Source organism: Solirubrobacter phytolaccae, from assembly GCF_027587195.1.
GTDB lineage: Bacteria > Actinomycetota > Thermoleophilia > Solirubrobacterales > Solirubrobacteraceae > Solirubrobacter > Solirubrobacter phytolaccae.
The window spans coordinates 1-20,478 of the sequence record NZ_JAPDDP010000054.1 but is presented as its reverse complement, the minus strand read 5'-3'; the positions used below and the strand labels follow the sequence as shown (position 1 = coordinate 20,478).

At 70.5% G+C, this 20,478-nt stretch carries 20 protein-coding genes; 12 read left to right on the top strand and 8 right to left on the bottom strand.

Translation table 11 applies throughout. The annotated features are described in order from the left end of the window. Position 1: 1 nt before the first annotated feature. The 5 genes from OJ997_RS24330 to OJ997_RS24310 are packed head-to-tail and all read right to left on the bottom strand — an operon-like array spanning position 2 to position 5,071. The gene (locus tag OJ997_RS24330) at positions 2–1,348 is read right to left on the bottom strand and encodes an extracellular solute-binding protein (protein ID WP_270027855.1); all 1,347 of its coding nucleotides are present in this window, start codon (positions 1,346–1,348) and stop codon (positions 2–4) included. Next, positions 1,345–2,253: a carbohydrate kinase family protein gene (locus OJ997_RS24325; RefSeq protein WP_270027854.1), complete on the bottom strand. Its 909-nt coding sequence runs from the start codon at positions 2,251–2,253 to the stop codon at positions 1,345–1,347. Before OJ997_RS24325 ends, OJ997_RS24330 begins: the two co-directional genes overlap by 4 nt. Then, positions 2,253–3,593: a 6-phospho-beta-glucosidase gene (locus tag OJ997_RS24320; RefSeq protein ID WP_270027853.1), complete on the bottom strand. Its 1,341-nt coding sequence runs from the start codon at positions 3,591–3,593 to the stop codon at positions 2,253–2,255. The genes OJ997_RS24325 and OJ997_RS24320 overlap by 1 nt, the downstream gene beginning before the upstream one ends. Continuing rightward, a complete protein-coding gene (locus OJ997_RS24315; RefSeq protein ID WP_270027852.1) occupies positions 3,590–4,345 on the bottom strand; it encodes a DeoR/GlpR family DNA-binding transcription regulator in 756 nt (251 codons plus the stop codon). The genes OJ997_RS24320 and OJ997_RS24315 overlap by 4 nt, the downstream gene beginning before the upstream one ends. Before the next feature lie 60 nt (positions 4,346–4,405). Beyond that, on the bottom strand, positions 4,406–5,071 hold the full coding sequence (locus OJ997_RS24310) for a DUF6795 domain-containing protein (RefSeq protein ID WP_270027851.1): 666 nt from the start codon (positions 5,069–5,071) through the stop codon (positions 4,406–4,408). A gap of 130 nt (positions 5,072–5,201) precedes the next feature. Here OJ997_RS24310 and OJ997_RS24305 point away from each other — a divergent pair, with 130 nt between their 5' ends. From OJ997_RS24305 to OJ997_RS24270, 8 genes are all read left to right on the top strand, one after another. Beyond that, the gene (locus tag OJ997_RS24305; protein WP_372517930.1) at positions 5,202–8,711 is read left to right on the top strand and encodes a PIG-L family deacetylase; all 3,510 of its coding nucleotides are present in this window, start codon (positions 5,202–5,204) and stop codon (positions 8,709–8,711) included. 145 nt (positions 8,712–8,856) lie between these two features. Beyond that, complete coding sequence (locus OJ997_RS24300) at positions 8,857–9,537, top strand: succinate dehydrogenase cytochrome b subunit (RefSeq protein ID WP_270027849.1); 681 nt, start codon at positions 8,857–8,859, stop codon at positions 9,535–9,537. Then, on the top strand, positions 9,534–11,453 hold the full coding sequence (locus OJ997_RS24295) for a fumarate reductase/succinate dehydrogenase flavoprotein subunit (protein WP_270027848.1): 1,920 nt from the start codon (positions 9,534–9,536) through the stop codon (positions 11,451–11,453). Before OJ997_RS24300 ends, OJ997_RS24295 begins: the two co-directional genes overlap by 4 nt. After that, positions 11,450–12,184: a succinate dehydrogenase/fumarate reductase iron-sulfur subunit gene (locus tag OJ997_RS24290; RefSeq protein WP_270027847.1), complete on the top strand. Its 735-nt coding sequence runs from the start codon at positions 11,450–11,452 to the stop codon at positions 12,182–12,184. Before OJ997_RS24295 ends, OJ997_RS24290 begins: the two co-directional genes overlap by 4 nt. Positions 12,185–12,243: 59 nt before the next feature. Next, positions 12,244–12,519 carry a hypothetical protein gene (locus tag OJ997_RS24285; protein WP_270027846.1) on the top strand — a complete coding sequence of 92 codons (276 nt, stop codon included), beginning with the start codon at positions 12,244–12,246 and terminating at the stop codon, positions 12,517–12,519. 60 nt (positions 12,520–12,579) lie between these two features. Further along, positions 12,580–12,861, top strand: coding sequence for a hypothetical protein (locus OJ997_RS24280; protein WP_270027845.1), 282 nt, complete (start codon positions 12,580–12,582; stop codon positions 12,859–12,861). Further along, positions 12,862–13,161, top strand: a complete 300-nt coding sequence (locus OJ997_RS24275) for a hypothetical protein (protein WP_270027844.1) — start codon at positions 12,862–12,864, stop codon at positions 13,159–13,161. 30 nt (positions 13,162–13,191) lie between these two features. Next, complete coding sequence (locus OJ997_RS24270; protein WP_270027843.1) at positions 13,192–14,790, top strand: hypothetical protein; 1,599 nt, start codon at positions 13,192–13,194, stop codon at positions 14,788–14,790. Here OJ997_RS24270 and OJ997_RS24265 read toward each other — a convergent pair. Continuing rightward, complete coding sequence (locus OJ997_RS24265; protein WP_270027842.1) at positions 14,787–15,308, bottom strand: RNA polymerase sigma factor; 522 nt, start codon at positions 15,306–15,308, stop codon at positions 14,787–14,789. The genes OJ997_RS24270 and OJ997_RS24265 overlap by 4 nt on opposite strands. Before the next feature lie 237 nt (positions 15,309–15,545). Between OJ997_RS24265 and OJ997_RS24260 the strand changes: the two genes are divergently transcribed. Further along, positions 15,546–17,036 (top strand): chymotrypsin family serine protease, encoded by a 1,491-nt coding sequence (locus OJ997_RS24260; protein WP_270027841.1) that lies wholly within the window; start codon positions 15,546–15,548, stop codon positions 17,034–17,036. A 41-nt stretch (positions 17,037–17,077) separates the two neighbouring features. Then, positions 17,078–18,385: an MFS transporter gene (locus tag OJ997_RS24255; RefSeq protein WP_270027840.1), complete on the top strand. Its 1,308-nt coding sequence runs from the start codon at positions 17,078–17,080 to the stop codon at positions 18,383–18,385. On the opposite strand, the gene OJ997_RS24250 is transcribed toward OJ997_RS24255, so the two are convergent. Beyond that, entirely contained in the window at positions 18,299–18,571 is a 273-nt protein-coding gene (locus tag OJ997_RS24250; RefSeq protein WP_270027839.1) for a hypothetical protein, read from the bottom strand. The genes OJ997_RS24255 and OJ997_RS24250 overlap by 87 nt on opposite strands. A 48-nt stretch (positions 18,572–18,619) precedes the next feature. On the opposite strand from OJ997_RS24250, the gene OJ997_RS24245 reads away from it, so the two are divergent. Both OJ997_RS24245 and OJ997_RS24240 read left to right on the top strand, forming a co-directional pair. Beyond that, positions 18,620–19,156: an RNA polymerase sigma factor gene (locus tag OJ997_RS24245; RefSeq protein ID WP_270027838.1), complete on the top strand. Its 537-nt coding sequence runs from the start codon at positions 18,620–18,622 to the stop codon at positions 19,154–19,156. Next, a complete protein-coding gene (locus tag OJ997_RS24240) occupies positions 19,153–20,241 on the top strand; it encodes a hypothetical protein (RefSeq protein WP_270027837.1) in 1,089 nt (362 codons plus the stop codon). Before OJ997_RS24245 ends, OJ997_RS24240 begins: the two co-directional genes overlap by 4 nt. Here the strand turns inward: OJ997_RS24240 and OJ997_RS24235 are convergent. After that, on the bottom strand, positions 20,242–20,478 hold a 237-nt coding region (locus OJ997_RS24235), incomplete at its 5' end, for a hypothetical protein (protein WP_270027836.1).

Here is a 20,478-nt window from a genome sequence, read left to right as displayed (position 1 = left end):
GTCAGCGCGACTCCGACCACTTGTCGAACGCGCTCTGCACGCCGGCGGTGAACTCCGTCGGCGACTGCTTGCCCGCCAGCAGCTCCTGGATGGCGCCGCTGATGTCGTCGTAGAACGTCGGCGTCGTGTAGTCCAGGTACGGGATCACGCCGTCGGCGTCGTTGAGCTTCTGCCACGCGTTGGCCACGTCCACCGACACGCCCCCGGCAGGCGCGGGCGCGCCCTTCATGGCCGGCAGGTTGTTCGTGTCCACGAGCACCTTGGCGGCGTTCGCGTCCGTGAGGAAGTCGATGTAGGCGGAAGCGACGTCCGGGACCTTGGAAGCCGTCGTGATCGTGAACGGCAGGTCCTCACCGCCGAGCGAGACCGGCGCGTTGGCGTCGGCGCCCGGCATCAGCATGAAGCCGACGTTGTCGCCCATCTGGTCGGCCAGGTCCGCGGTCACCCACGTGCCCGCGATCAGGTACGCCGACTTCCCCTTCGCGAACGACTGCCACGCCGGGTCGTAGTCCGTGCCGTTGAAGTTCTTGTTGAAGTAGCCCTTGTCGACCCACTCCTTGATCTTCGTCGCGCCGGCCTGGAACTCCGGGTTGTCGAACGAGGCGCCGTCGCGGGCGAACACGAAGTCGCGGATCGCCTGCTTGTCGGCCGTCTGGCCGAGCACGCTCTCGAAGTTGTGGATGCCGGGCCACTTCTCGAGGTTGCCGAACATGATCGGCGTGTCGCCGCCGTCCTTGACCTGCTGCAACGACGCCTCGAACTCGGTCAACGTCGTCGGCGGCGTGGCGACCTTCTCCTTGTTGTAGAAGACGCCCACGATCTCGCCCATCTGGGAGAGCCCGTACAGATCACCGGAGCCGAACTCCGCGCCGTCGGCGGAGAACTTGTTCAGGTCCAGGAGCGTCGAGGAGTAGCGCGACTCCCAGTCGTAGACCTTCGCGTAGTCGGTCACGGGACGCAGCAGCTGGGCCTTGACCATCTCACCCATCACGCCGCGGCCCTGGTTGGCCTGCACCACGTCGGGCGCGTCCGCGCCTGAAGCCGCGAGCTTGACCGTCTTCAGCAGGTCCTCGAAGGACTTCTTCGTGCGGTCGATCTTCACGTTCGGGTACTTGGCCTCGAACTGCTTGTTGAGCTCCTCGATCTCCGCGTTCTGCCCGCCGCGGACGTTCTGGTCCCAGACCTTGAGCGTCACGTCGCCGGCCTTGGCGATGTCGGGTTTGGCCTCGGCCGTCGCGGCCGGGGTCGAGGCGGGCTTGTCCTCGTTGCTGTCGCCACCGGGCGCCGCGCCGCAGCCGGCGACGAGCGCCGACAGAGCAAACGCAGCCAGCACACTCTTCGCCTTCACTGATCCTCCTTCATCGCTGGCTGTCGCACTGGCGACGTCAGCCCGTATCCCGCGCCCTCCTCCAAGAGCGCCCTCAACGTCACCGCCCCCGCTACCGCAGTGGCGACCCGAACCGACAGTGATGCATACAGGACCGCCCAGCGCAGGCGCTGCTCGAGCGCCGCACCCCAATGGTCGGCCCACACGTAGGCGGCGGCGAACAGGTCGCCGGCGCCCGTCGTGTCCACTGCCTCGACGGCCACGCCTTCGACGTGGACCGTCCCCTCCGCCCCGGCGGCAAGTGCGCCTTCCGGGCCCAAAGTCACGATCGCGAGCGGCGCCGCCCGCGCGAGCTGCGCCGCCGCGGTCTGCGCGTCCGGCGCGCCACTGAGCAGCAGCGCCTCGCGCTCGTTCACCAGCAGTGCCCGCGCGGTCGAGAGCTCCGCGGGGAGCTCCCGACCGGCGAGCGCACGCGCGTCCAGGTCACCAACCGAGACGTAGGTGCGTGCGCCCGCCGGCGCGAGGGGCAAACGGGGGATCGACAGCACGACCGCGCGGGGCTCGACAGCACCGAGCTCCGTGGCGGTCACGCTCTCCCCCGGGTCAAAGGTCGCCATCGCCCGGTCGCCGTCGGTCGGCATGATCACCGTGACCGGCGTGCGCTCCACGAGCCGCCCGTCCCAGCGCACGCCCTCGTCGGCGAGCAGCGTGCGCAGCAGCATCCCGACGGCGTCGTCGCCGAGCGGGCTGGTAAGCGAGCTGGAGAGGCCGAGCCGCGCGGCGCCGACGGCGGTGATCGCGCCGCCGCCCGGCGAGCGCAGGAAGTCCTGCGCGAGGCGCTCCTCCCCGGGCTTGGGGATCCGGTCCAGCCCGACCATCGTCAGGTCCAGGAACGCGGGCTCGGCGCAGGCGAGATCGACGCTCATCAGGCGAACGTCTCCGCCAGCTCGGGCAGCCGACGGCGGTACCCGTCGAAGATCTCGCGCGCCGTGTTTACCGACGGCACGAGCGGGTGCAGCGCGAGCGCCTTGATCGCGAGCTGCTCGGAGCCGGTCAGCGCCGCCTCGATCGTCGTGCGCTCGACGTCCTTCATGGTCGAGATGAGGGAAGCCGCGTGCGCGGGGACCTCGCCGACCGCGACCGGGACCGGCCCGCTGCGCCCGACGATGCACGGCACCTCGACCACGGCGCGCTCGTCCAGGAACGGCAGCGCACTCCGGTTCGCGGTGTTGAGGATGAGCACCTCGCGCGTGTTGTTGACGATCGCGTCCACGACGGCCATCGCCTCGCTCTCGTAGCCCGAGTTCTCCTCGATGTCGTGCTCGCCGTCCTGGCCCGCCGCGCTGCGCGCCTCGGCCATGTAGGTGCGCTCGCGGTCGTGCCGGGTGGCGCGCCAGTCGGCCAGCGCGGCTTCGGGATTCGCCCCGTTGCGCGCGTAGAACTCGCGCTGCTGCTGGAGCAGGAACGCGCCGCGCGAGCCTCCGCCGCGGATCGCGTTGACCGTGTCCGCTGCGTAGTAGAAGTAGTAGAGGTACTCGTTCGGGAGCATCGCGAGCGTCCGCAGCCAGTCGCCGCCGAACAGCCGGCCCTCCTCGAACTTCGCGAGCGCCGTCTCGTCGGCGAGCAGCTCGTCCAGCAGCGGCGCGCCCGTGCCGTCGCGCACGTCCTTGAGCCAGCCGAGGTGGTTGAGGCCGAAGTAGTCGAACCACAGCGCCTTGGGGTCCTTGCCCATGACCGCGGCGACGCGCCGGCACATGCCCGACGGCGAGTCGCAGATGCCGACGACCTTGTCCCCGAGCACGCGCTGCAGGGCCTCGGTGACCATGCCCGCCGGGTTCGTGAAGTTGATCAGCCACGCGTTGGGCGCGTGCGCGGCCATCGTCTCGGCGAGCGTGGTCATCACCGGGATCGTCCGCAGCGCGAAGCAGATGCCGCCCGGCCCGGTCGTCTCCTGGCCGAGCACGCCCATCCCGAGCGGCACGTCCTCGTCGATCACGCGGCCCTCGAGCTGGCCGACGCGGATCGCGGAGAACACGAAGTCCGCGCCCTGCACCGCGTCCACGAGGTCCGTGGTCGTGCGGAACGGCAGCGTGGTGCCCTTCTCCTCCGCGAGCCCGTCCAGCACGTGCCCGATCCGGTCCTGGCGCGTGTCGTCGATGTCGTAGAGCACGACCTCGCTCAGCCCCAGCCGTTCCTTGCGGTCCAGCAGCGCGCCGTACACCAGCGGCACCCGGAAGCCGCCCCCGCCGACGATCGTGAGCTTCATGCGATCGTCACCTCGATTCCGTTCGCATCCACGACCGAGCGCACCGAGGCCGGCAACGGCGCGTCCGTCACGACATGGTCCAGCGACTCCGGCCCGCATACCCGCACCATCCCGGTCATCGCGAACTTCGCGACGTCCGCGATCAGCACCGCGCAGTCGGTGCCGCCGATCATCAGCCGCTTGATCGGCACCTCGACCATCGTGGTGTCCCACACGCCCATCTCGCCGTCCACGCCGCTCGTCCCGAGGAAGGCGATGTCGGACTTGAGCTGCCGCAAGGAGTCCTCCGCCAGCACGCCGACCAGCGAGCGGTAGTTGCGGCGGACGATCCCGCCCGGCAGCACGAGCTCGATCCCCGGGTCCGGCAAGAGCTCCTCGACGATCGCGAGGTTGGTCGTGACGACCGTGATCTGCTTGCCGTGCAGGTGACGCGCCATCTGGAGCGTCGAGGTGCCGATGTCGATCATCACCGTCTGGCCGTCCTCGACGAGTGCGGCGGCCGCGGCCCCGAGCCGGTCCTTCACGTCGAAGCGCTCGACCTCGATCTGCGAGAAGCCCGGCTCCTGGCCCGCGGTGTGCACCGCGCCGCCGTGCACACGCTCGAGCTTGCCGTCGCGCGCCAGCCGGTGCAGATCGCGGCGCACCGTCATCTCCGACACGCCGAACACCTCGGCGAGGTGGCCGACGTGCGCCTGTCCGTCACGGACGGCGCGCAGGATCTCGTTCCGGCGCTGTGCCGGGAGGAGCGTCATCGGCGAGCAACACTAGTGAACAAGACCGGACGGACTTGTATCAGCTTCGAACGACGGAAGCTAGAACTGGAGCCTGAGCTTGGGGCAGCTTTGGTTCGGGTCGCCCATGCCGGAGCCCGTGGAGGCCCGGAAGCACGACGCGTAGCGGAACGCACCGTTCCAGCCCGACGGCAGCGTGACCGTCACCTGCGACGTGTAGCGGCCCGCCTTCACGCGCTTGAGCTCACCCGTGCGACGGAGCGAGGCCTTCGAGGCGCCGCGCTTGCCCAGGTAGAAGAGCGTCGGAGCGCTGAGCCGCACGTTCTTGGGCACGGTGTAGCGCTGGTAGAGCCGGACGACGCCGGGCGAGATGGCGCGGAAGGAGAGCTCGAACCCCGGCAACGTGTAGGCCTGCAGCCGCTGGGAGGTGAGCGTCTGCGCCGGCGCGACGACGCGCAGGCGGTGGTTGCGGTCCAGCTCGGCGTCGAAGCGGAACCTGCCCTCGGCGTCGGTCGTGCCGCGTTCGATCACGCGATAGGAGCCCTCGTACGGGTAGCGCCGGCCCTCGAGGATGACCTCCTGGTTGGCCAGCGGCACGGTGGCGTCGGTAAGCGTCCCCTCCACGCGGTGCGCGCCGCCGTAGCGCACCGACTCACGCGCCAGGTCGACGGTCAGCAGCGGCGCGGCCTGCGCGCTCGCGGGGAGCGCCAGCGACGCGAGGACGAGGAATCCGAGGAGGAAGCGCACGAATTCCGAGGGTAGCTGGACTTGACAACAGGAATATCGTCGAACGGCAGCTCTGTTCGATGTCGTTCGAAGGGGTGCGAGTGTGAGGGCACTCCGTGAGAGAGGGAGAGTCGACGTGAGGCGTTTTGGCGTGTTGTTGGCCATAGCTATCGGGCTCTGGGCGGCCCCGGCGGCCACCGCCGCGCCCTACACCGCGTCCAGCGCGGTGAAGATCAACGTCATGGGCGAGTGGGCCCACCCCGATGACGACACGAGCATCATCGGCCCGTGCGGCGTGTGGCATGAGCGGTACGACGTGCGCTGCGGGATCATCATGGTCACGCGCGGTGAGGGCGGCGGCAACGCCACCGGCACCGAGATCGGCCCGGAGCTCGGCCTGCGGCGGGAGAACGAGGACCGCGTCGCGCACTACCGCAGCGGCACGATCGACATCTTCAACATCGACTCGGTCGACTTCTTCTACAACCAGAGCGCGCCGCTGACCCAGTACTTCTGGGGCACGGAGACGCTGCGGCGGGTCACGCGGATCATCCGCATGACCCAGCCCGACGTCTACATCGGCTTCACCCCCACCCTGAACGCCGGCCACGGCAACCACCAGCAGGCCGGCCGGTACATCTGGGAGGGCATGAAGGCCGCGGCCGATCCGGCGATGTTCCCGGAGCAGCTGACGGGACCGAACGCGCTCTCCACCTGGCAGGTCAAGAAGGTCTTCTCGGGCGGGAACGCGGGCGGCACGGGCGGCACCACCACCACCGCCGACTGCACCACGGGCTTCACCCCCGGCACCGCGACCACGCCCAACCTCGACAACGTCGCGGGCGTGTGGACGGGCTACGCCTCGCCGTACCTGTGGCCGCCCGGCAACGTCCAGGGCCAGCCGATGGGCACGCCGAAGACGTGGGCGCAGGTCGCCCAGGAGGGTGCGCGCGCCTACCCGACGCAGAGCCGCGTGATGTGGAACACCGTCCAGCCGACGGGCTGCTCGCGCTTCGGCCAGACCGGCAACGTCGTCCCGTTCCAGCCCAACGTGAACCCGGACGGCTCGCTCAACTCCGCGGCCGGCAAGGACGACGCGATCCTCTACGGCGCCGTCAAGCCCGACCCGGGCGGACTCCCGCTCGGCACGCTCGAGTACCTGACGTTCTCGAAGTTCTACAACGTGCCCGGCGCGCCGTTCCAGGCCACCCTGCACGTGAAGGCGCCGTCGGGGACGATCCCCGCCGGCACGGCGACGCTGAACGTGCCCGCCGGGTGGACGGTCGACACCGCGACCAAGCCGACGCCCGCCGTCGGCACCACCGAGCAGACCGTCACGTTCACGGTGACGCCGAGCGCGACCGCGCCCGTCAACGCCAACTACAAGGTCTCCGCCACCTGGACCGCGGGCGCCGCGAAGGGCTACACGGACCAGCTCGTGCGCGTGGTCTCGCCCGTCGAGGGCCGCTTCCAGCGCTGGGGCAACTGGGCCGAGTACGACCAGTGGGTCGAGAACACGGCCCCGCTCGCGCGCCGGCTCGGCCGTTCCGGCGCCGTCCAGACGACCGCCGTGGGTGAGACGTTCACGCTGCCGGTCGTCGTCCACAACTGGTCCGACGCGCCCCAGAGCGGCACGGTCGCCCTGACGCTGCCGGCCAACGTCACCGCCGACGCGACCTCCAAGCCGTACCCGAGCATCGCGCCCGGCGCCGAGACCACGGTCAACTTCCAGGTCTCGAACTCCTACACCAACGCCACACTGCCGACGACGGCCAACGCCGCCGACGCGCAGAGCGGCAACGTGAGCGTCCGCATCACCACGAGCTACAGCGGCGGCGGATCCGGCTTCGAGGACCTGACCTTGGGCATCGTGCCCAAGACCTCCGTCCCGGGCGCGACCGGCGCACCCACGCTCGACGGCACCGAGGCCGCCGGCGAGTACAGCGGCGAGTCGCTGGAGATCGGCCGCAAGTGGGAGCCCAACGGCTCCACCCGCAACTGCGATCCGCTCGGCGTCGACTGCGGCACGTCCGGCGCCAACAAGACGTACGCGAAGGTCACCCGCTCCGGCGACGACCTGTACTTCTTCATCCGGGTCCAGGACGACTTCCAGAGCTACGCCGTCAAGCCCGAGGAGTGCGTCGCGCACTGGCTCGCGGACTCGGTCGAGATCATCATCGACCCGCGCGGGACCGCCTCGCAGGTCCTCAAGGACACGGCGAACACGTTCAAGCTCGGGATCTTCCCGTTCACCAACGACCCGTCCAACACGAACGGCAACGGGGCGAACGGCCCGTGCTGGGCGCGCGACGCCGACAACCACCAGGGCTTCTCGACGGGCCCGCTCGCGGCGACCGTCGACGACGCCCCGAACGCCCCCGGCGTGCGGGTCGCGTCCACCGCCAAGTGGGTCGGCACCAACGACGTCGGCACCTCGCACGCGTACGCGGGCGGCGGGTACAACCTCGAGGTCAAGATCCCGATGGCGGTCCTGCCGGCGGCGGTCGACCCGAGCGGCTTCGGGCTCAACATCACGCCGTACGACAACGACGACAACACACCGGGCACCGGCTCGACCGTGCTGCGCCACATCGACATGAGCACGCGCCTGGCGTGGTCGACGTTCGGCTCGGTGCAGTCGGATCCGTACAAGTGGGGCCGCGCGACGATGCCGGGCTACACGCCGCCGGCGAGCTTCCCGACGACGCCGCGCACGCCGAACGTGTCGCATCCGAACCTGGACTCGGCGGCCTCACCGCAGACGATCGCGCAGTCGGCGCGCAACGGCGTCCCGCTCTCCGGCCGTGAGCCGGCACCCGAGGCGCGCGGGCTGAAGATCAACGGGGCGACGGTGAGTGGCACCACGGTGAACCTCAACGTCACCGCGGGCGCGGCCGGCACCGCCCGGCTGTTCCTGTACGCCGTCGATCCGATCAGCGGCAACAAGAGCTACACGCGGGTGTGGAACACGAGCTGCAACCCGGCGACGGACCCCGCGCCGGACTACGGGCTCTCCGCGTGCGGCGCCGCCGACGGCTCGACGCCGCCGTGGGCGCCGGACATGATGGGCGCGATCAAGGCCTCGCGCACGGTCCCGGTCACCGCCGGCACGCAGTCGCTCACGCTGACCGGGGCGACGGCCGCCCAGCTCAGCAGCGGCGCCTCGCTGCTCGTCTCGTTCGTCAACGCGCAGAACGAGGTGCAGGCGTTCGACGTGCCGATCAAGGCGAGCTCGGGCGACGGGACCGTCGGCGGCACCGTGCCGGCCACGCTGTCGCTCGCACTCGACGGGCCGGCGCCGTTCGGCGCGTTCACGCCCGGCGTCACGCGGACCTACCTGGCCGCCACGAAGGCCACGGTGACCTCCACGGCGGGCGACGCGCTCCTGAGCGTGTCCGATCCGGGAGCGAACCCGGGCCGGCTGGTGAACGGGGCGTTCGTCCTCCCTGAGCCGCTCCAGGCCCGGGCCCGCAACGCCGCCAACACCGGCACGGCGTTCAACAACGTCGGGTCGCTGCTGAACCTCCTCGTGTGGAACGGCCCGGTCTCCAATGACCGCGTCGACCTGGAGTTCTCGCAGCTCGTCAAGGCCAGTGACCCGCTCCGCACGGGCACCTACGCCAAGACGCTCACGTTCACGCTGTCAACCACGCAGCCGTAGTGGGGGGCCACCGGGAGGCGGCGCGCAAGCCGCCTCCCGGTCCGGTGGCTGACGCCGAAAACCGCAAGGGAGCGCCCAAATCGCACCTTTGTGACGATTGTCCTTAGGGGTACCCCATAGGGGTGGCTAGGATCGCTGTTCGTTCATGAGCGCCGCGATGCGAACGCGGCCGTCGCTATTCGCCACGGCCGTCGGCAAGAAATATGCGATGGCCATCAGCGGCCTGGTGCTGATGGGCTATGTGCTGCTGCACATGGTCGGCAACCTGAAGATCTACTTCGGGGCCGAATCCCTCAACAAGTACGCCGAGTGGCTGCGCGAGATCGGCGAGCCGGCGCTCCCGCGTGAGTGGCTGCTGTGGGGCCTGCGGTTCGTGCTGCTGGCCGCGGTGTTCGTCCACATCTACGCGGCGTACTCGCTGACGGTCATGAACCGCCGCGCACGGCCGGTCCAGTACGTCTCCAAGCGCGACTACGTGGCCGCCGACTTCGCGTCGCGCACGATGCGCTGGACGGGCATCATCGTCGTCCTCTTCGTCGTCTGGCACCTGCTGGACCTGACGTGGGGCACGACGAACCCGGACTTCGTCAGCGGCGACGTCTACCACAACGTCATCGCCTCGTTCGAGCGCATCCCGGTCGCGATCGCCTACGTGATCGCGAACCTGGCGCTCGGCGTGCACCTGTACCACGGCGCGTGGAGCCTGTTCCAGAGCATGGGCTGGTACGGCACCTGGCGCCGGACGTTCTCGATCGCCTTCGCGGGCGTGGTCGTCCTCGGCAACGTCTCCTTCCCGCTCGCCGTGATGTTCGGAGTGGTCAATTGAGTCTCACGCTCGAGTCCCTGGTCCCGCACGGCGCGATCGAGAAGGCGTGGGACGACCACCGCTTCAACGTCCGCCTCGTGAACGCGTCCAACAAGCGGCGCTTCAAGGTGATCGTCGTCGGCACGGGCCTCGCGGGCGGCAGCGCCGCCGCGACGCTGGCCGAGCTCGGCTACGAGGTCGTGGTCTACACGTTCCACGACACGCCGCGCCGCGCGCACTCGATCGCCGCCCAGGGCGGCATCAACGCCGCCAAGGACTACCGCAACGACGGCGACTCGATCTTCCGGCTCTTCTACGACACCGTCAAGGGCGGCGACTTCCGCGCCCGCGAGGGCAACGTGTACCGGCTCGCGCAGGTCTCGAACGAGATCATCGACCAGGCGACCGCCCAGGGCGTGCCCTTCGCGCGCGAGTACGGCGGCCTGCTCGACAACCGCTCGTTCGGCGGCGCGCAGGTCTCCCGCACGTTCTACGCGCGCGGCCAGACCGGCCAGCAGCTGCTGCTCGGCGCCTATCAGGCCCTGATGCGCCAGGTCGCCGCCGGCAAGGTCAAGCTCAACGTCCGCACGGAGATGCTGGACGTCGTCACGGACGAGGACGGACGCGCGATCGGCGTCGTCGTCCGCGACCTGCTGACGGGCGAGATCCGCAGCGAGGCCGCGCACGCGGTCGTGCTCGCGACGGGCGGCTACTCCAACGTCTTCTACCTGTCCACGAACGCGAAGGCCTCGAACGCCACCGCGATCTGGCGGGCGCACAAGCGCGGCGCGGCGTTCGCGAACCCGTGCTTCACGCAGATCCACCCGACCTGCATCCCGCAGTCCGACGACACGCAGTCCAAGCTCACGCTGATGAGCGAGTCGCTGCGCAACGACGGCCGGATCTGGGTGCCGAAGAAGCCGGGCGACGACCGCGCGCCGGACCAGATCCCCGAGGACGAGCGCGACTACTTCCTCGAGCGCCGCTACCCCGCGTTCGGCAACCTCGTCCCGCGTGACGTCGCCTCCCGCAACGCGAAGGCGATGATCGACCAGGACCTCGGCGTCGGCGCGCGCCGCAACGGCGTCTACCTGGACTTCACGGACGCGATCAAGCGCCTCGGCGACGACGTCATCCGCGCCCGCTACGGCAACCTCTTCCAGATGTACGAGCGGATCACGGGCGAGGACCCGTACCGCGTGCCGATGCGCATCTACCCCGCCCCCCATTACACGATGGGAGGCCTGTGGGTCGACTACAACCTGATGACCACGGTCGAGGGCCTGTACGCGATCGGCGAGGCGAACTTCTCCGACCACGGCGCGAACCGCCTGGGCGCGAGCGCGCTGATGCAGGGCCTGGCGGACGGCTACTTCGTCCTCCCGGTGACGATCGGCGACTACCTGGCGCCGCTGCTCGGCAAGCCGCAGCCGACGACCGAGCACGAGGCCTTCAAGGAAGCCGAAGCGAGCGTCCGCGCGCAGACGCAGACGTACCTGAACTCCGACGGCGAGCACTCCGTCGACTGGTTCCACCGCGAGCTCGGCAAGATCATGTGGAGCGCGTGCGGCATGGCCCGCAACGCCGCCGGCCTGGAGTCGGCGCTGCAGGAGATCGGTGAGCTGCACCAGCGCTTCAAGACGGGCGTGAAGGTGCTCGGCGACGAGGACACGCTCAACCAGTCGCTCGAGAAGGCCGGCCGCGTGGACGACTTCTTCGAGCTCGCCCAGCTCATGTGCCGCGACGCGCTGCAGCGCGAGGAGTCGTGCGGCGGGCACTTCCGCGAGGAGCACCAGACGCCGGACGGCGAGGCGCTCCGCGACGACGAGAACTTCTCCTACGTGTCAGCTTGGGAGTACACGGGCGCCGAGCCGAAGCTGCACAAAGAGGACCTGACTTTCCAGTACGTGCGTCCGACGCAGCGGAGCTACGCATGAACGTGCACCTCAAGGTCTGGCGCCAGGCCGGCCCGGACGAGCCGGGCGACTTCGAGACCTACGACATCGCCGACGTCACCGAGGAGATGTCCTTCCTCGAGCTGCTGGACGTGCTCAACGAGCAGCTCGTCGCCGAGGGTCGCGAGCCGGTCGCGTTCGACTCGGACTGCCGCGAGGGCATCTGCGGCTCCTGCGGCGTGATGATCGACGGCCAGGCGCACGGCCCGCAGCGCGGCACGGCCACCTGCCAGCTGCACATGCGGCTCTACAACGACGGCGACACGATCGTCGTCGAGCCGTTCCGCAGCGCCGGCTTCCCGCTCGTGAAGGACCTCGTGGTCAACCGGTCGGCGTTCGACCGGATCATCGAGGCCGGCGGCTTCATCACCGTCCCGACGGGCTCCGCGCCGGACGCGAACCTGACCCTCGTCCCCAAGGAAGATTCCGACCGCGCGATGGACGCGGCGCAGTGCATCGGCTGTGGTGCCTGCGTCGCCGCCTGCCCGAATGGCGCCGGCCAGCTCTTCACCGCAGCCAAGCTCGCACATCTGAACCTGCTCCCACAGGGCCAACCGGAACGTCAGCGGCGTACGATCGGCATGGTGGAGGAGATGGAGAACTACTTCGGGTCGTGCACGAACCACCGAGAGTGCTCGGCGGCGTGCCCCAAGGAGATCTCGATCGACTTCATCGCCATGCTGAACCGCGACTTCCGGAAGGCTCGACGGTGAATCACGCTCAGATCGCTCGCCTGATCAGCTCGGTTCCAGCCACCACCGAACAGCGCCACTTGAAGCGCGTCGAGGGATACGCGTACACGGCCCGCCGGGTCGAGACGCGGATCGACTCCCTGCGCATCGAGCTCGAACGGGCGCTGCGCGGGGTCGACGAGGCGGTGCCGGAGGGCCGCGGCGACGAAGCGGCGGACAAGGCCCTCGACCTCGCCCGGGACCTGGATTCGCTCGAGCGGATCCAGCCGCGGGTGGACTCGTGGCTGCGCGTGGCCGTCAGCTCGGTGTGCGACGACCCGGGCCTCGCGCCGTTCGGCGAAGGCCCGACCGCCTAGCGGTCGCTGGACGAACGTCCCGCTGCGCCGCGGCGGGACGGGGTCTACCGTTGGCGGTGGATGGAAAGCGCCCTGATCGCTCTTGCTCTGCTCGCGCTCGGCGTGCTGTCCGTCGTCCCGCTGCGCCGCGCCCTGCGCACGGCGCCCGCGCCGGCCCAGCGGATCGCGCGGTTCGGCTTCGCGTGCCTGGCGCTGTCGATCTCGCTCCCGTTCTTCGTCGCTCCTGACGACGCGCTGGACGTCGCGGTCGTCGTCTTCGGCCTGTACGGGTTCGTCGCGCACGCCGTCTGCCTGGGCGTCGCCACGGTGATCGCCGTAGCCGCCCGTCGCGTGAGGTCCTGAGTGGAGGTCGTCGCCACCGCCCTCGTCCTGGTGGTGCTCATGTCTTTGGGCGGGTTGGTCGTGCTGCCCGCGCTGCCGTTGCTGCTGCGCGCCCGTGGACGCTGGGGCCGGCTCGGCCGCACGCTCGCGCTGTGCGGCGCCGCGTTCTTCCTCACCTGGTGCGTCGTGCCGATCTTCGTCTTCCCGTCGGACGAGGTGACCGTCGGGATGACGATGTTCGCGCTCTACGGCGCGATGATCGAGGCCCTGGTGGTCGCGGTCGCCGCGGTCTTCGCCTCTTACGGCGACAAGACCGCCTAGATACCGGGCGATCGGGCATACGGTGAGCGCATGCGAACCGTGCTCCTCGCCTTCGCCCTCTGGTTGACGCTCAGCGCCACGGCCGCCGCCCAGGCGCCCGTGTGCCGCGGGCAGAACGCGCCGCCGCCTCCCATCTCCGAGGAGCAGCGCGAGCTCGAGCAGCTCAAGTCGTGGGCGGCGAGCCGCGCCGAGTTCGGCTTCCGGCACGACCTCGAGTACGTGCGCAAGCTCTACGAGCAGGGAACGTGGGAGTACGACGTCAGCTACTTCCCGGCCACCGACCGCGAGAACGAGTACCTCAAGCTGCGTGACCGGCTCACGCTCGGCGCCAAGGGCGACCGCTACGTGCGCGAGCACCGTGAGGTGTACGGCGGGCTCTCCGTCGAGGACGGCTGGCCGCGCGATCCGTACCTGCGCGTGCGCTTCACCCGCGACGTCCAGCACCACCTCGCGGCCCTGAAGCAGGTCGCCGCGATGCCGAAGCACCTGCGCGCGAAGCGGGTGCGGTTCAGCGAGCGCGCGCTGCGTCGTGTCCAGAGCCGCGTCGACGACGACTGGAAAGCGCTCGACAAGGCGGGCTTCCATCTCCAGAGCACGTCCTCGGACACCGACCGCGGCGTGGTCAAGGTCGAGCTGGTCACCAAGCGCAAGGACACCAAGGCGTACTTCGCCAAGCGCTACGACAGCCGCGTGAAGCCGATCGTGCGCGGCACCGAGGAGACCGTGCTCGGGTGCCACACGAGCACGAGCTTCTCGATCGCGCCGGACGGGCTCTCGATCACGGTCACCTACGAGTCGGGCGGCGGCGCGCAGTTCGAGAAGACCGAGGTCGTCCAGAACCCGGACCGCGTCGTGGTCGGCGTCGTCGAGCGGAGCTCCACCGGCCCCCGGACGGCCGACCTCGTGATCAAGACGGCCAAGGTGCCGCTCAGCGCCCCGTTGGGCGACCGCGCGGTGATCGACGCCGGGTCCACGCAGCGGCTCATCCAGGCCGGCCCGAGCCCCGGCGACCCGCCGTGCGTGGAGCCGCCGGAGCCGACCGAGCTCCAGCAGGCCGTCGAGGACCGCGCCCGCGAGGGCTTCAACGCCGACCCCGCGTACACGCAGCAGCTGCTCGACCAGGGACGCCGCGTCACCGCCGCCGAGCAGCGCTGGCTGGACCGCAAGGACCGGCTCGAGGACTCCGACCCGCGCGTGGACAAGTACGTCAACCAGCACGCGGACGCGTTCGGCAGCTACACGATCGAGGGCAAGTTCCCGGCGGCGCCGTACATCGTCTACGGCACCACCAAGGACCACGCCCTCCACGACCGCGCGCTCAAGCGCCTGACCCGCTTCAAGGGCCAACTCCAGACGCGTCCCGTGCAGTTCACGTTCGCCCAGCTCGCAGCGCTCGAACGTCAGATCCGCGCCGACGCCCAGGTCGGCAGCGGCTTCCTCGACGGCTACGGCCGCGCCGGCTTCTTCCTCCAGGACATCCGCGTGGAGGGCCAGTCGGCGCTCGTCCGGGTCTGGACGACGCGTCCCGACGCCGCGACCTGGCTCACGGCCCGCTACGGGCCGGCCGTGAGCGTCGAGGTCGTGGGCGAGCGCTTCGAGTGCGCGACCCGGGCGTTCGACCCGATCTAGGCCTCGACCTCCAGCGCAAGCGTCCGGAGCGCGCGCGAAACCCGGGTGCGGGCGGTCTCGATCGTCACGCCGAGCGTCTCGGCAACGTCCTCGTAGGCTGCGTCGGCGCAGACGCGCAGCTCGACGGCACGGCGTTGCTCCGGGGGGAGTGCGGCCAGCACCTCGGCCGCGCGGGGCAGGCTCGCCAGCTCGTCCACACGTTCGATCGCCGGATCCTGCGGCGGCGGCGCGTCCACTCCGAGCCGCGTCAACGCGGCGCTGTGCAACGCGTTGCGCCGCCAATGCTGCAGCAGCTCGCTGCGAGCGATCGCGAGCAGCCACCCGCGCTCTTCCTCGGGGGTCGAGCCGCGGAACTGGTGCCGGCGCTCGAGCGCCTTCGCGAACGTCTCCGAGACGAGATCGATCGCGACCTCTGCGTTCCCGCAGCGCCGGAGGATGAAGTGGCGCAGAACCTCTGCGTGCTGGACATACACCGCGGCGAACGCTTCGCGGTCTTGCAACCGACTTCCGCCTGCCATGCCCGGACCCTATGTGCGCCTGCCGGCCCGCGAATGTCGTTCATGTGACCAACATCTACATTTGATCAGCAGAGCCTTATGAATTAGCAGCGACTTCGCGATCGTGCCTTGCGCGTCCGGACCCTACAGTCCGGTCAGCGCGCGAACCATCGCTGTCACGCCGAATGCGGCTCGCGGATCTCCACGAATGCAAGAGATGCGCAGGGCATCTCTATCAGTACGAGGGGGAATGCTTCAATGCCGAAGTATCGCTTCATGCTGGGCGGAATCGCCGGCGCCGCGCTGGCGGTCGCGGGGTTGGCGGGCGCCACCGGCGCGGCGGCGCAGACCAAGCCGAACCCGCCCCCGGCCCCGCTGGTCGGCGCCGGGGCGCCCGAGGGGGCGAGGCCGGCGGCGTTCCCGCCTGGGGTCAAGCCACTGCTCCCTGAGGATCAGCTCGGCAAGGTCACCGATCGCGCGGCGGCGGCCAAGACGCTCGACCCCGTCGCGGTCAAGGAGTACAGCGCGCGATTCAGCGTCAGCGAAAGCGAGGCGCGCCGGCGGCTCACCGACCAGAGCCTGGTGCTCGGGCTGCCGGACGCGATCGGCGAGCGGACCGATGCCAAGCTCGGTGACGTCTGGTACGACAACGAGGCGGGTCGCTGGGCGGTCCAGGTCGCGGAGAGCGGCGACCGCGGCTCGGTCGAGACGGCGCTCGCGGACATCGGCCTGACCGAAGGATCCGCAGAGGTCTCAGTGTCCGGTTACACCGTCGAGGCGCTGTACGAGGCGGCCGACGCCGTGCAGGCCGCCGTCGCGAAGACCTACGGCGAAGAGGGTGCCCGAGCCGACGTGAGCATGGGCAAGGTCCTCGTGACGATCGCCAACGGCAAGGGCCCGCAGCGGGCGTCCTCGGCCGAGCGCACGGCGGAGACGGCGCTCCGCGCGGAGGGCGCGGGCGAGATCCCCGTCGTCGTGACGCGCAAGGACACGCTAGCGCCGAAGACGGCGCAGACCTGCGGGCTGACCCAGTACCGCACGTGGTACGACTACGACCGCACCTGCAACGCGATCCTCGGCGGCCATGACTGGCACAACCCGGCGGGCGCCGTGTGCTCGACCGGGTTCACCGGTGGCCCGCCGACGGTCTACGTGCCGTACATCCTCACTGCCGGCCATTGCATGGGCGTCTACGGCCCGAGTGGCTGGGGCTGGTCGGCCGGCAACCTGCCGTACACGGGCTTCGCGACGATGGGCACGATGGAGGGCAACTACTACGGCTCGACGTCGTACGGCGACGGCATGGCGCTGCACATGACCAACATCGGGTTCATGGGTTATCCCTACGGCCGCTTCTGGAACTGGGCGGCGGGCACCTCCTACCCGGTGACCGGCTACTACGCGTGGAACGGGTCGCTGCCGAACTGGGGCAACGTCCCGGCCGGCCAGTGGGTCTGCAAGCACGGTCACTGGGAGTCGTCGTGCGGCACGGTGTCGGTCAGCGCCACCGGCATGACCAGCGTCGGCGGCGTCGCCGTCTCGGCGATGGTGCAGATCGACGGCCTCTGCTCGCTGCCGGGTGACAGCGGCGGATCGGTCACGCTGGCGAACGCCACCGCGGTCGGCGTCGTGTCGGGCAGCAACTGGGTGAGCGTGCCGCCGGCGTTCGCGTGTGGCACGGTGCCGTACACGCTCGCGGAGCCGATCGGCCGCTTCCAGGCCGTGGTCGGCCTGGTGCCCTACGGCTAGGCACCGCGCACGCCCCGCATCCCGCCCGCGACCATGTCGGCATGGACTCGCGGGCGGTGGTGCGGACGTACTTGGCGCTGATGCTCGGGAACACGCTCGCGGCGTCGTTCATCTGGGGCATCAACACGATCTTCCTGCTCGACGCGGGGCTCTCGAACCTGGAGGCGTTCGCGGCCAACGCGCTGTTCAGCGCCGGGATGGTGCTGTTCGAGGTGCCGACCGGGATCGTGGCGGACGGCGTCGGGCGGCGCGCGTCGTACCTGCTCGGCACGATCACGCTGACGCTCTCCACGCTGTTGTACGTCTACCTGTGGGAGGTCGAGGCGCCGTTCTGGGCGTGGGCGCTCGCGTCGCTGTGGCTGGGACTCGGCTTCACGTTCTTCTCCGGCGCGGTGGAGGCGTGGCTGGTCGACGCGCTGGACGCGACGGGCTACGAGGGCTCGCTCGAGACGGTGTTCGGGCGCGGGCAGATCGTCGGCGGCATCGCGATGCTCGGCGGTGCCGTGGCGGGCGGGTTCCTGGCGGCGCGGATCAGCCTCGGCTTCCCGTTCGTGGTCCGGTCGGTCGTGCTGGCGGTGATGTTCGTGGTGGCGTGGCGGCTCATGCACGACATCGGCTTCACGCGCCCTGAGCGGCGGGAGCGGCCGCTGGCGGAGATCCGCGGGATCTGGAACGCGTCGATCGAGCACGGCTGGCGGGTGCCGGCCGTGAAGTGGCTGATGGTGCAGGCGCTGTTCACCGGCGGGATCGGCATCTACGGCTTCTACGCGCTGCAGCCGTACCTGCTCGAGCTCTATGGGGACCCGGACGCCTACCAGGTGGCGGGCATCTCGGCCGCGATCGCGGCGGGCGCGCAGATCCTCGGCGGTGTCGCGGCGCCGCAGATCCGGCGCGTGTTCGCGCGGCGCACGTCGGCGCTGGCGTTCATCGCCGCCGCCGGGGCGGCCACGCTCGCGCTGATGGGCCTGTTCGAGCACTTCTGGGCCGTGATCGGGTTGACCGTCTCCTGGGGCCTGCTGTTCGCGGCCTCGACCCCGATCCGCCAGACGTACATCAACGGGCTGATCCCGTCCCGCCAGCGCGCGACGATCCTGTCGTTCGACTCGATGATGACCTCGGCCGGCGGTGTCTGGGCGCAGCCGGCGCTCGGCCGCGCGGCGGACGCGTACGGCTACGCGGCCACGTACCTGATGAGCGCGGGCATCCAGCTGCTCGCGCTGCCGTTCATCGCGCTGTCCCGGCGCCAGAACGCGCCGGCCGACCTAGTCGCGGCGGGCCCGTTTGCCGCCGAAGTAGGACCCGAGGTCGACGAGAAACGCCAGCCCGACGATGAACCACTCGAACCCTGAGACCTCGCGCGTGCCGACGTCCCACATCACGACGTAGGCGAGCGTCGTCCACGGCAGCAGGAAGAAGCCCAGGATCGGCACGATCCAGCCGTCGAACGCCCGGTCGATCCAGCTCGTGAAGAGCAAGACGAAGAACAGCGCCAGGCGGGGCGAGATCAGCGCGAACAGGGCGATCAAGCACGGCATCACATTGCATGGTCACAGAATCGGAGACTTCCCGTACGTAGGGGTCAGATGGCCACCTCGGATGAGCAGCTGCTGAAGGGCGGACCGGCGTCGTTCGGCGAGTTCTACGCGCGCCACGAGCGGGCGGTGTTCCGCTTCTTCTACCGGCGCGTGTACGACGCCGAAGTCGCCGCGGACCTGTCCGCGGAGTGCTTCGCGGCGGCGCTGCTCGGGGCCGAGCGCTACCGGGGTGAGGACGGAGCGCCGGCGGTCGCGTGGCTGTTCGGGATCGCCCGCAACGTGCTGCGCCGCAGCGCCGAGCAGCGGCGCGTGGAGTCGCGTGCCCGCGCCCGGCTCGGGATGCCGCCGCTCGTGCTCGAGGACGACACGCTCGCCGCGCTGGACCGCATCCACGCGGGGCAGCTGATGGAGCACGCCCTGACCTACCTGCCCGCCGACCAGGCGGAGGCCGTCCGCGCCCGGATCGTCGACGAACGCGAATACGAGGACATCGCCCGCGAGCTGCGCACGTCCGAGGCGGTCGTGCGCAAGCGCGTCTCGCGCGGGCTCAGCGCGCTCCGGCGCCGTGTGGAGGACCGCGCATGACCGATCTCCCCCAGCTCCAGACCCTGCTCGTCGACGCGGCGGTCAAGCGTCGCCGGCACCGTCGTGTGCGCCGCGCCGGCGTGCCGGTGCTCGTGCTCGCCGCGCTGGTGCTGGCGCTCCCGTGGGTGCTGCGCGACGCACGCCTGCCCGACCTGGAGACGCCCGCCGTCACCCCCGGGCCCGCGCTCAGCGTCGAGGACACCTTCGGCGGCTTCCGCGCGCCGACCGAGCGGGACCCGGCGGCGCTGCAGCTACCGGACGCCCGCGTGCGCACCCTGGGCCAGCCCGGTACCGCCTATCGCGACGCGTACCTGCGGCTGCGCGGCCCGGAGCTCTGCCTCGTGGTCGTCCCCGACTTCTTCGAGTGCGGCGCGGCCTCCGAGCTCGCCGGCGGCCACAAGATCCTCGCCAAGATCGTCGGCGGGCGCGTCTACGCCGCGTTCCCCAACCGCATCCAGGCCATCCGGCGGACGTGGTCGGGCTTCGAGCCCGCCGGGTTCGTCGTCGCCAGGAACCTGGTGGTGTTCACCGCGCCGCCCGGTGCCGGCGAGCTGAGCTGGAAGGCGCCCGACGGCACCCCGGTCACGCGCAAGCTCCGCGACATCCGGGACCCGCGCCTGTGGTATCCGCGGCTGACCGAGCCCGAGGACGCGCTGGACCGCCTGGCCGGGTTCGCCGGCGCCCGCCACCTGATCGCCGACGAGGACGCCGACGTCCACGCGTGGCTCGTCCCGCGCAAGAACGCGATCTGCCTGCTCGTCCGCGTCCGTCGCGTCGAGAACAGCGGCTGCCGGACGCCGGTCGAGGACGTCGGCTCGCCGCTCGTGGTCGCGACGCCCGCGTCACCCGAGCCGGTCGTCGTCGCCGCGTTCCCGAGCACGCTCGTGCCGCTGGAGGTCCGTCCCGGGGAGGTGCGCGACAAGATCGTCGACGACGGCGTGCTCATCCTCGACGGCGAGAGCGCGATGGCGATCGACTACCGCTACCCGCGGGAGCGGGGTACGCGGGACGTGATGCTGCCCTACAACATCGACGGCTACGTGATCAACGGGGACGAGGTCCGCCCGGGGGAGCTGAAGCCCTGATCAGCGCTTGGGCAGCGCGAGCGCGGCGCGGATCCGCGGCGCGTCGTTGACGGAGGCCGGGCGAGCGGGGCCGGTGAGGAGGGCGCCCTCGGCGATGAGGGCGCGGATGGCGAGCGTGCGGGGAGTCATGCTGGACATGACGCCCGCCGGCTCACGCCTATTCCGCCCGCCGCCACGCGCCGCCTGCCGCCACCCGCCGCCTGCCGCCACCCGCCGCCCGCCGCCACGCGCCGCCCG

Coding starts and splice junctions, on each gene's coding strand:
- OJ997_RS24265 (WP_270027842.1), bottom strand. CDS start 15,308: ATGGCAGGCGGAAGTCGGTTGCAAGACCGCGAAGCGTTCGCCGCGGTG.
- OJ997_RS24300 (WP_270027849.1), top strand. CDS start 8,857: ATGAGCGCCGCGATGCGAACGCGGCCGTCGCTATTCGCCACGGCCGTC.
- OJ997_RS24325 (WP_270027854.1), bottom strand. CDS start 2,253: ATGAGCGTCGATCTCGCCTGCGCCGAGCCCGCGTTCCTGGACCTGACG.
- OJ997_RS24255 (WP_270027840.1), top strand. CDS start 17,078: ATGGACTCGCGGGCGGTGGTGCGGACGTACTTGGCGCTGATGCTCGGG.
- OJ997_RS24290 (WP_270027847.1), top strand. CDS start 11,450: ATGAACGTGCACCTCAAGGTCTGGCGCCAGGCCGGCCCGGACGAGCCG.
- OJ997_RS24320 (WP_270027853.1), bottom strand. CDS start 3,593: ATGAAGCTCACGATCGTCGGCGGGGGCGGCTTCCGGGTGCCGCTGGTG.
- OJ997_RS24240 (WP_270027837.1), top strand. CDS start 19,153: ATGACCGATCTCCCCCAGCTCCAGACCCTGCTCGTCGACGCGGCGGTC.
- OJ997_RS24245 (WP_270027838.1), top strand. CDS start 18,620: ATGGCCACCTCGGATGAGCAGCTGCTGAAGGGCGGACCGGCGTCGTTC.
- OJ997_RS24260 (WP_270027841.1), top strand. CDS start 15,546: ATGCCGAAGTATCGCTTCATGCTGGGCGGAATCGCCGGCGCCGCGCTG.
- OJ997_RS24280 (WP_270027845.1), top strand. CDS start 12,580: ATGGAAAGCGCCCTGATCGCTCTTGCTCTGCTCGCGCTCGGCGTGCTG.
- OJ997_RS24315 (WP_270027852.1), bottom strand. CDS start 4,345: ATGACGCTCCTCCCGGCACAGCGCCGGAACGAGATCCTGCGCGCCGTC.
- OJ997_RS24250 (WP_270027839.1), bottom strand. CDS start 18,571: ATGCCGTGCTTGATCGCCCTGTTCGCGCTGATCTCGCCCCGCCTGGCG.
- OJ997_RS24270 (WP_270027843.1), top strand. CDS start 13,192: ATGCGAACCGTGCTCCTCGCCTTCGCCCTCTGGTTGACGCTCAGCGCC.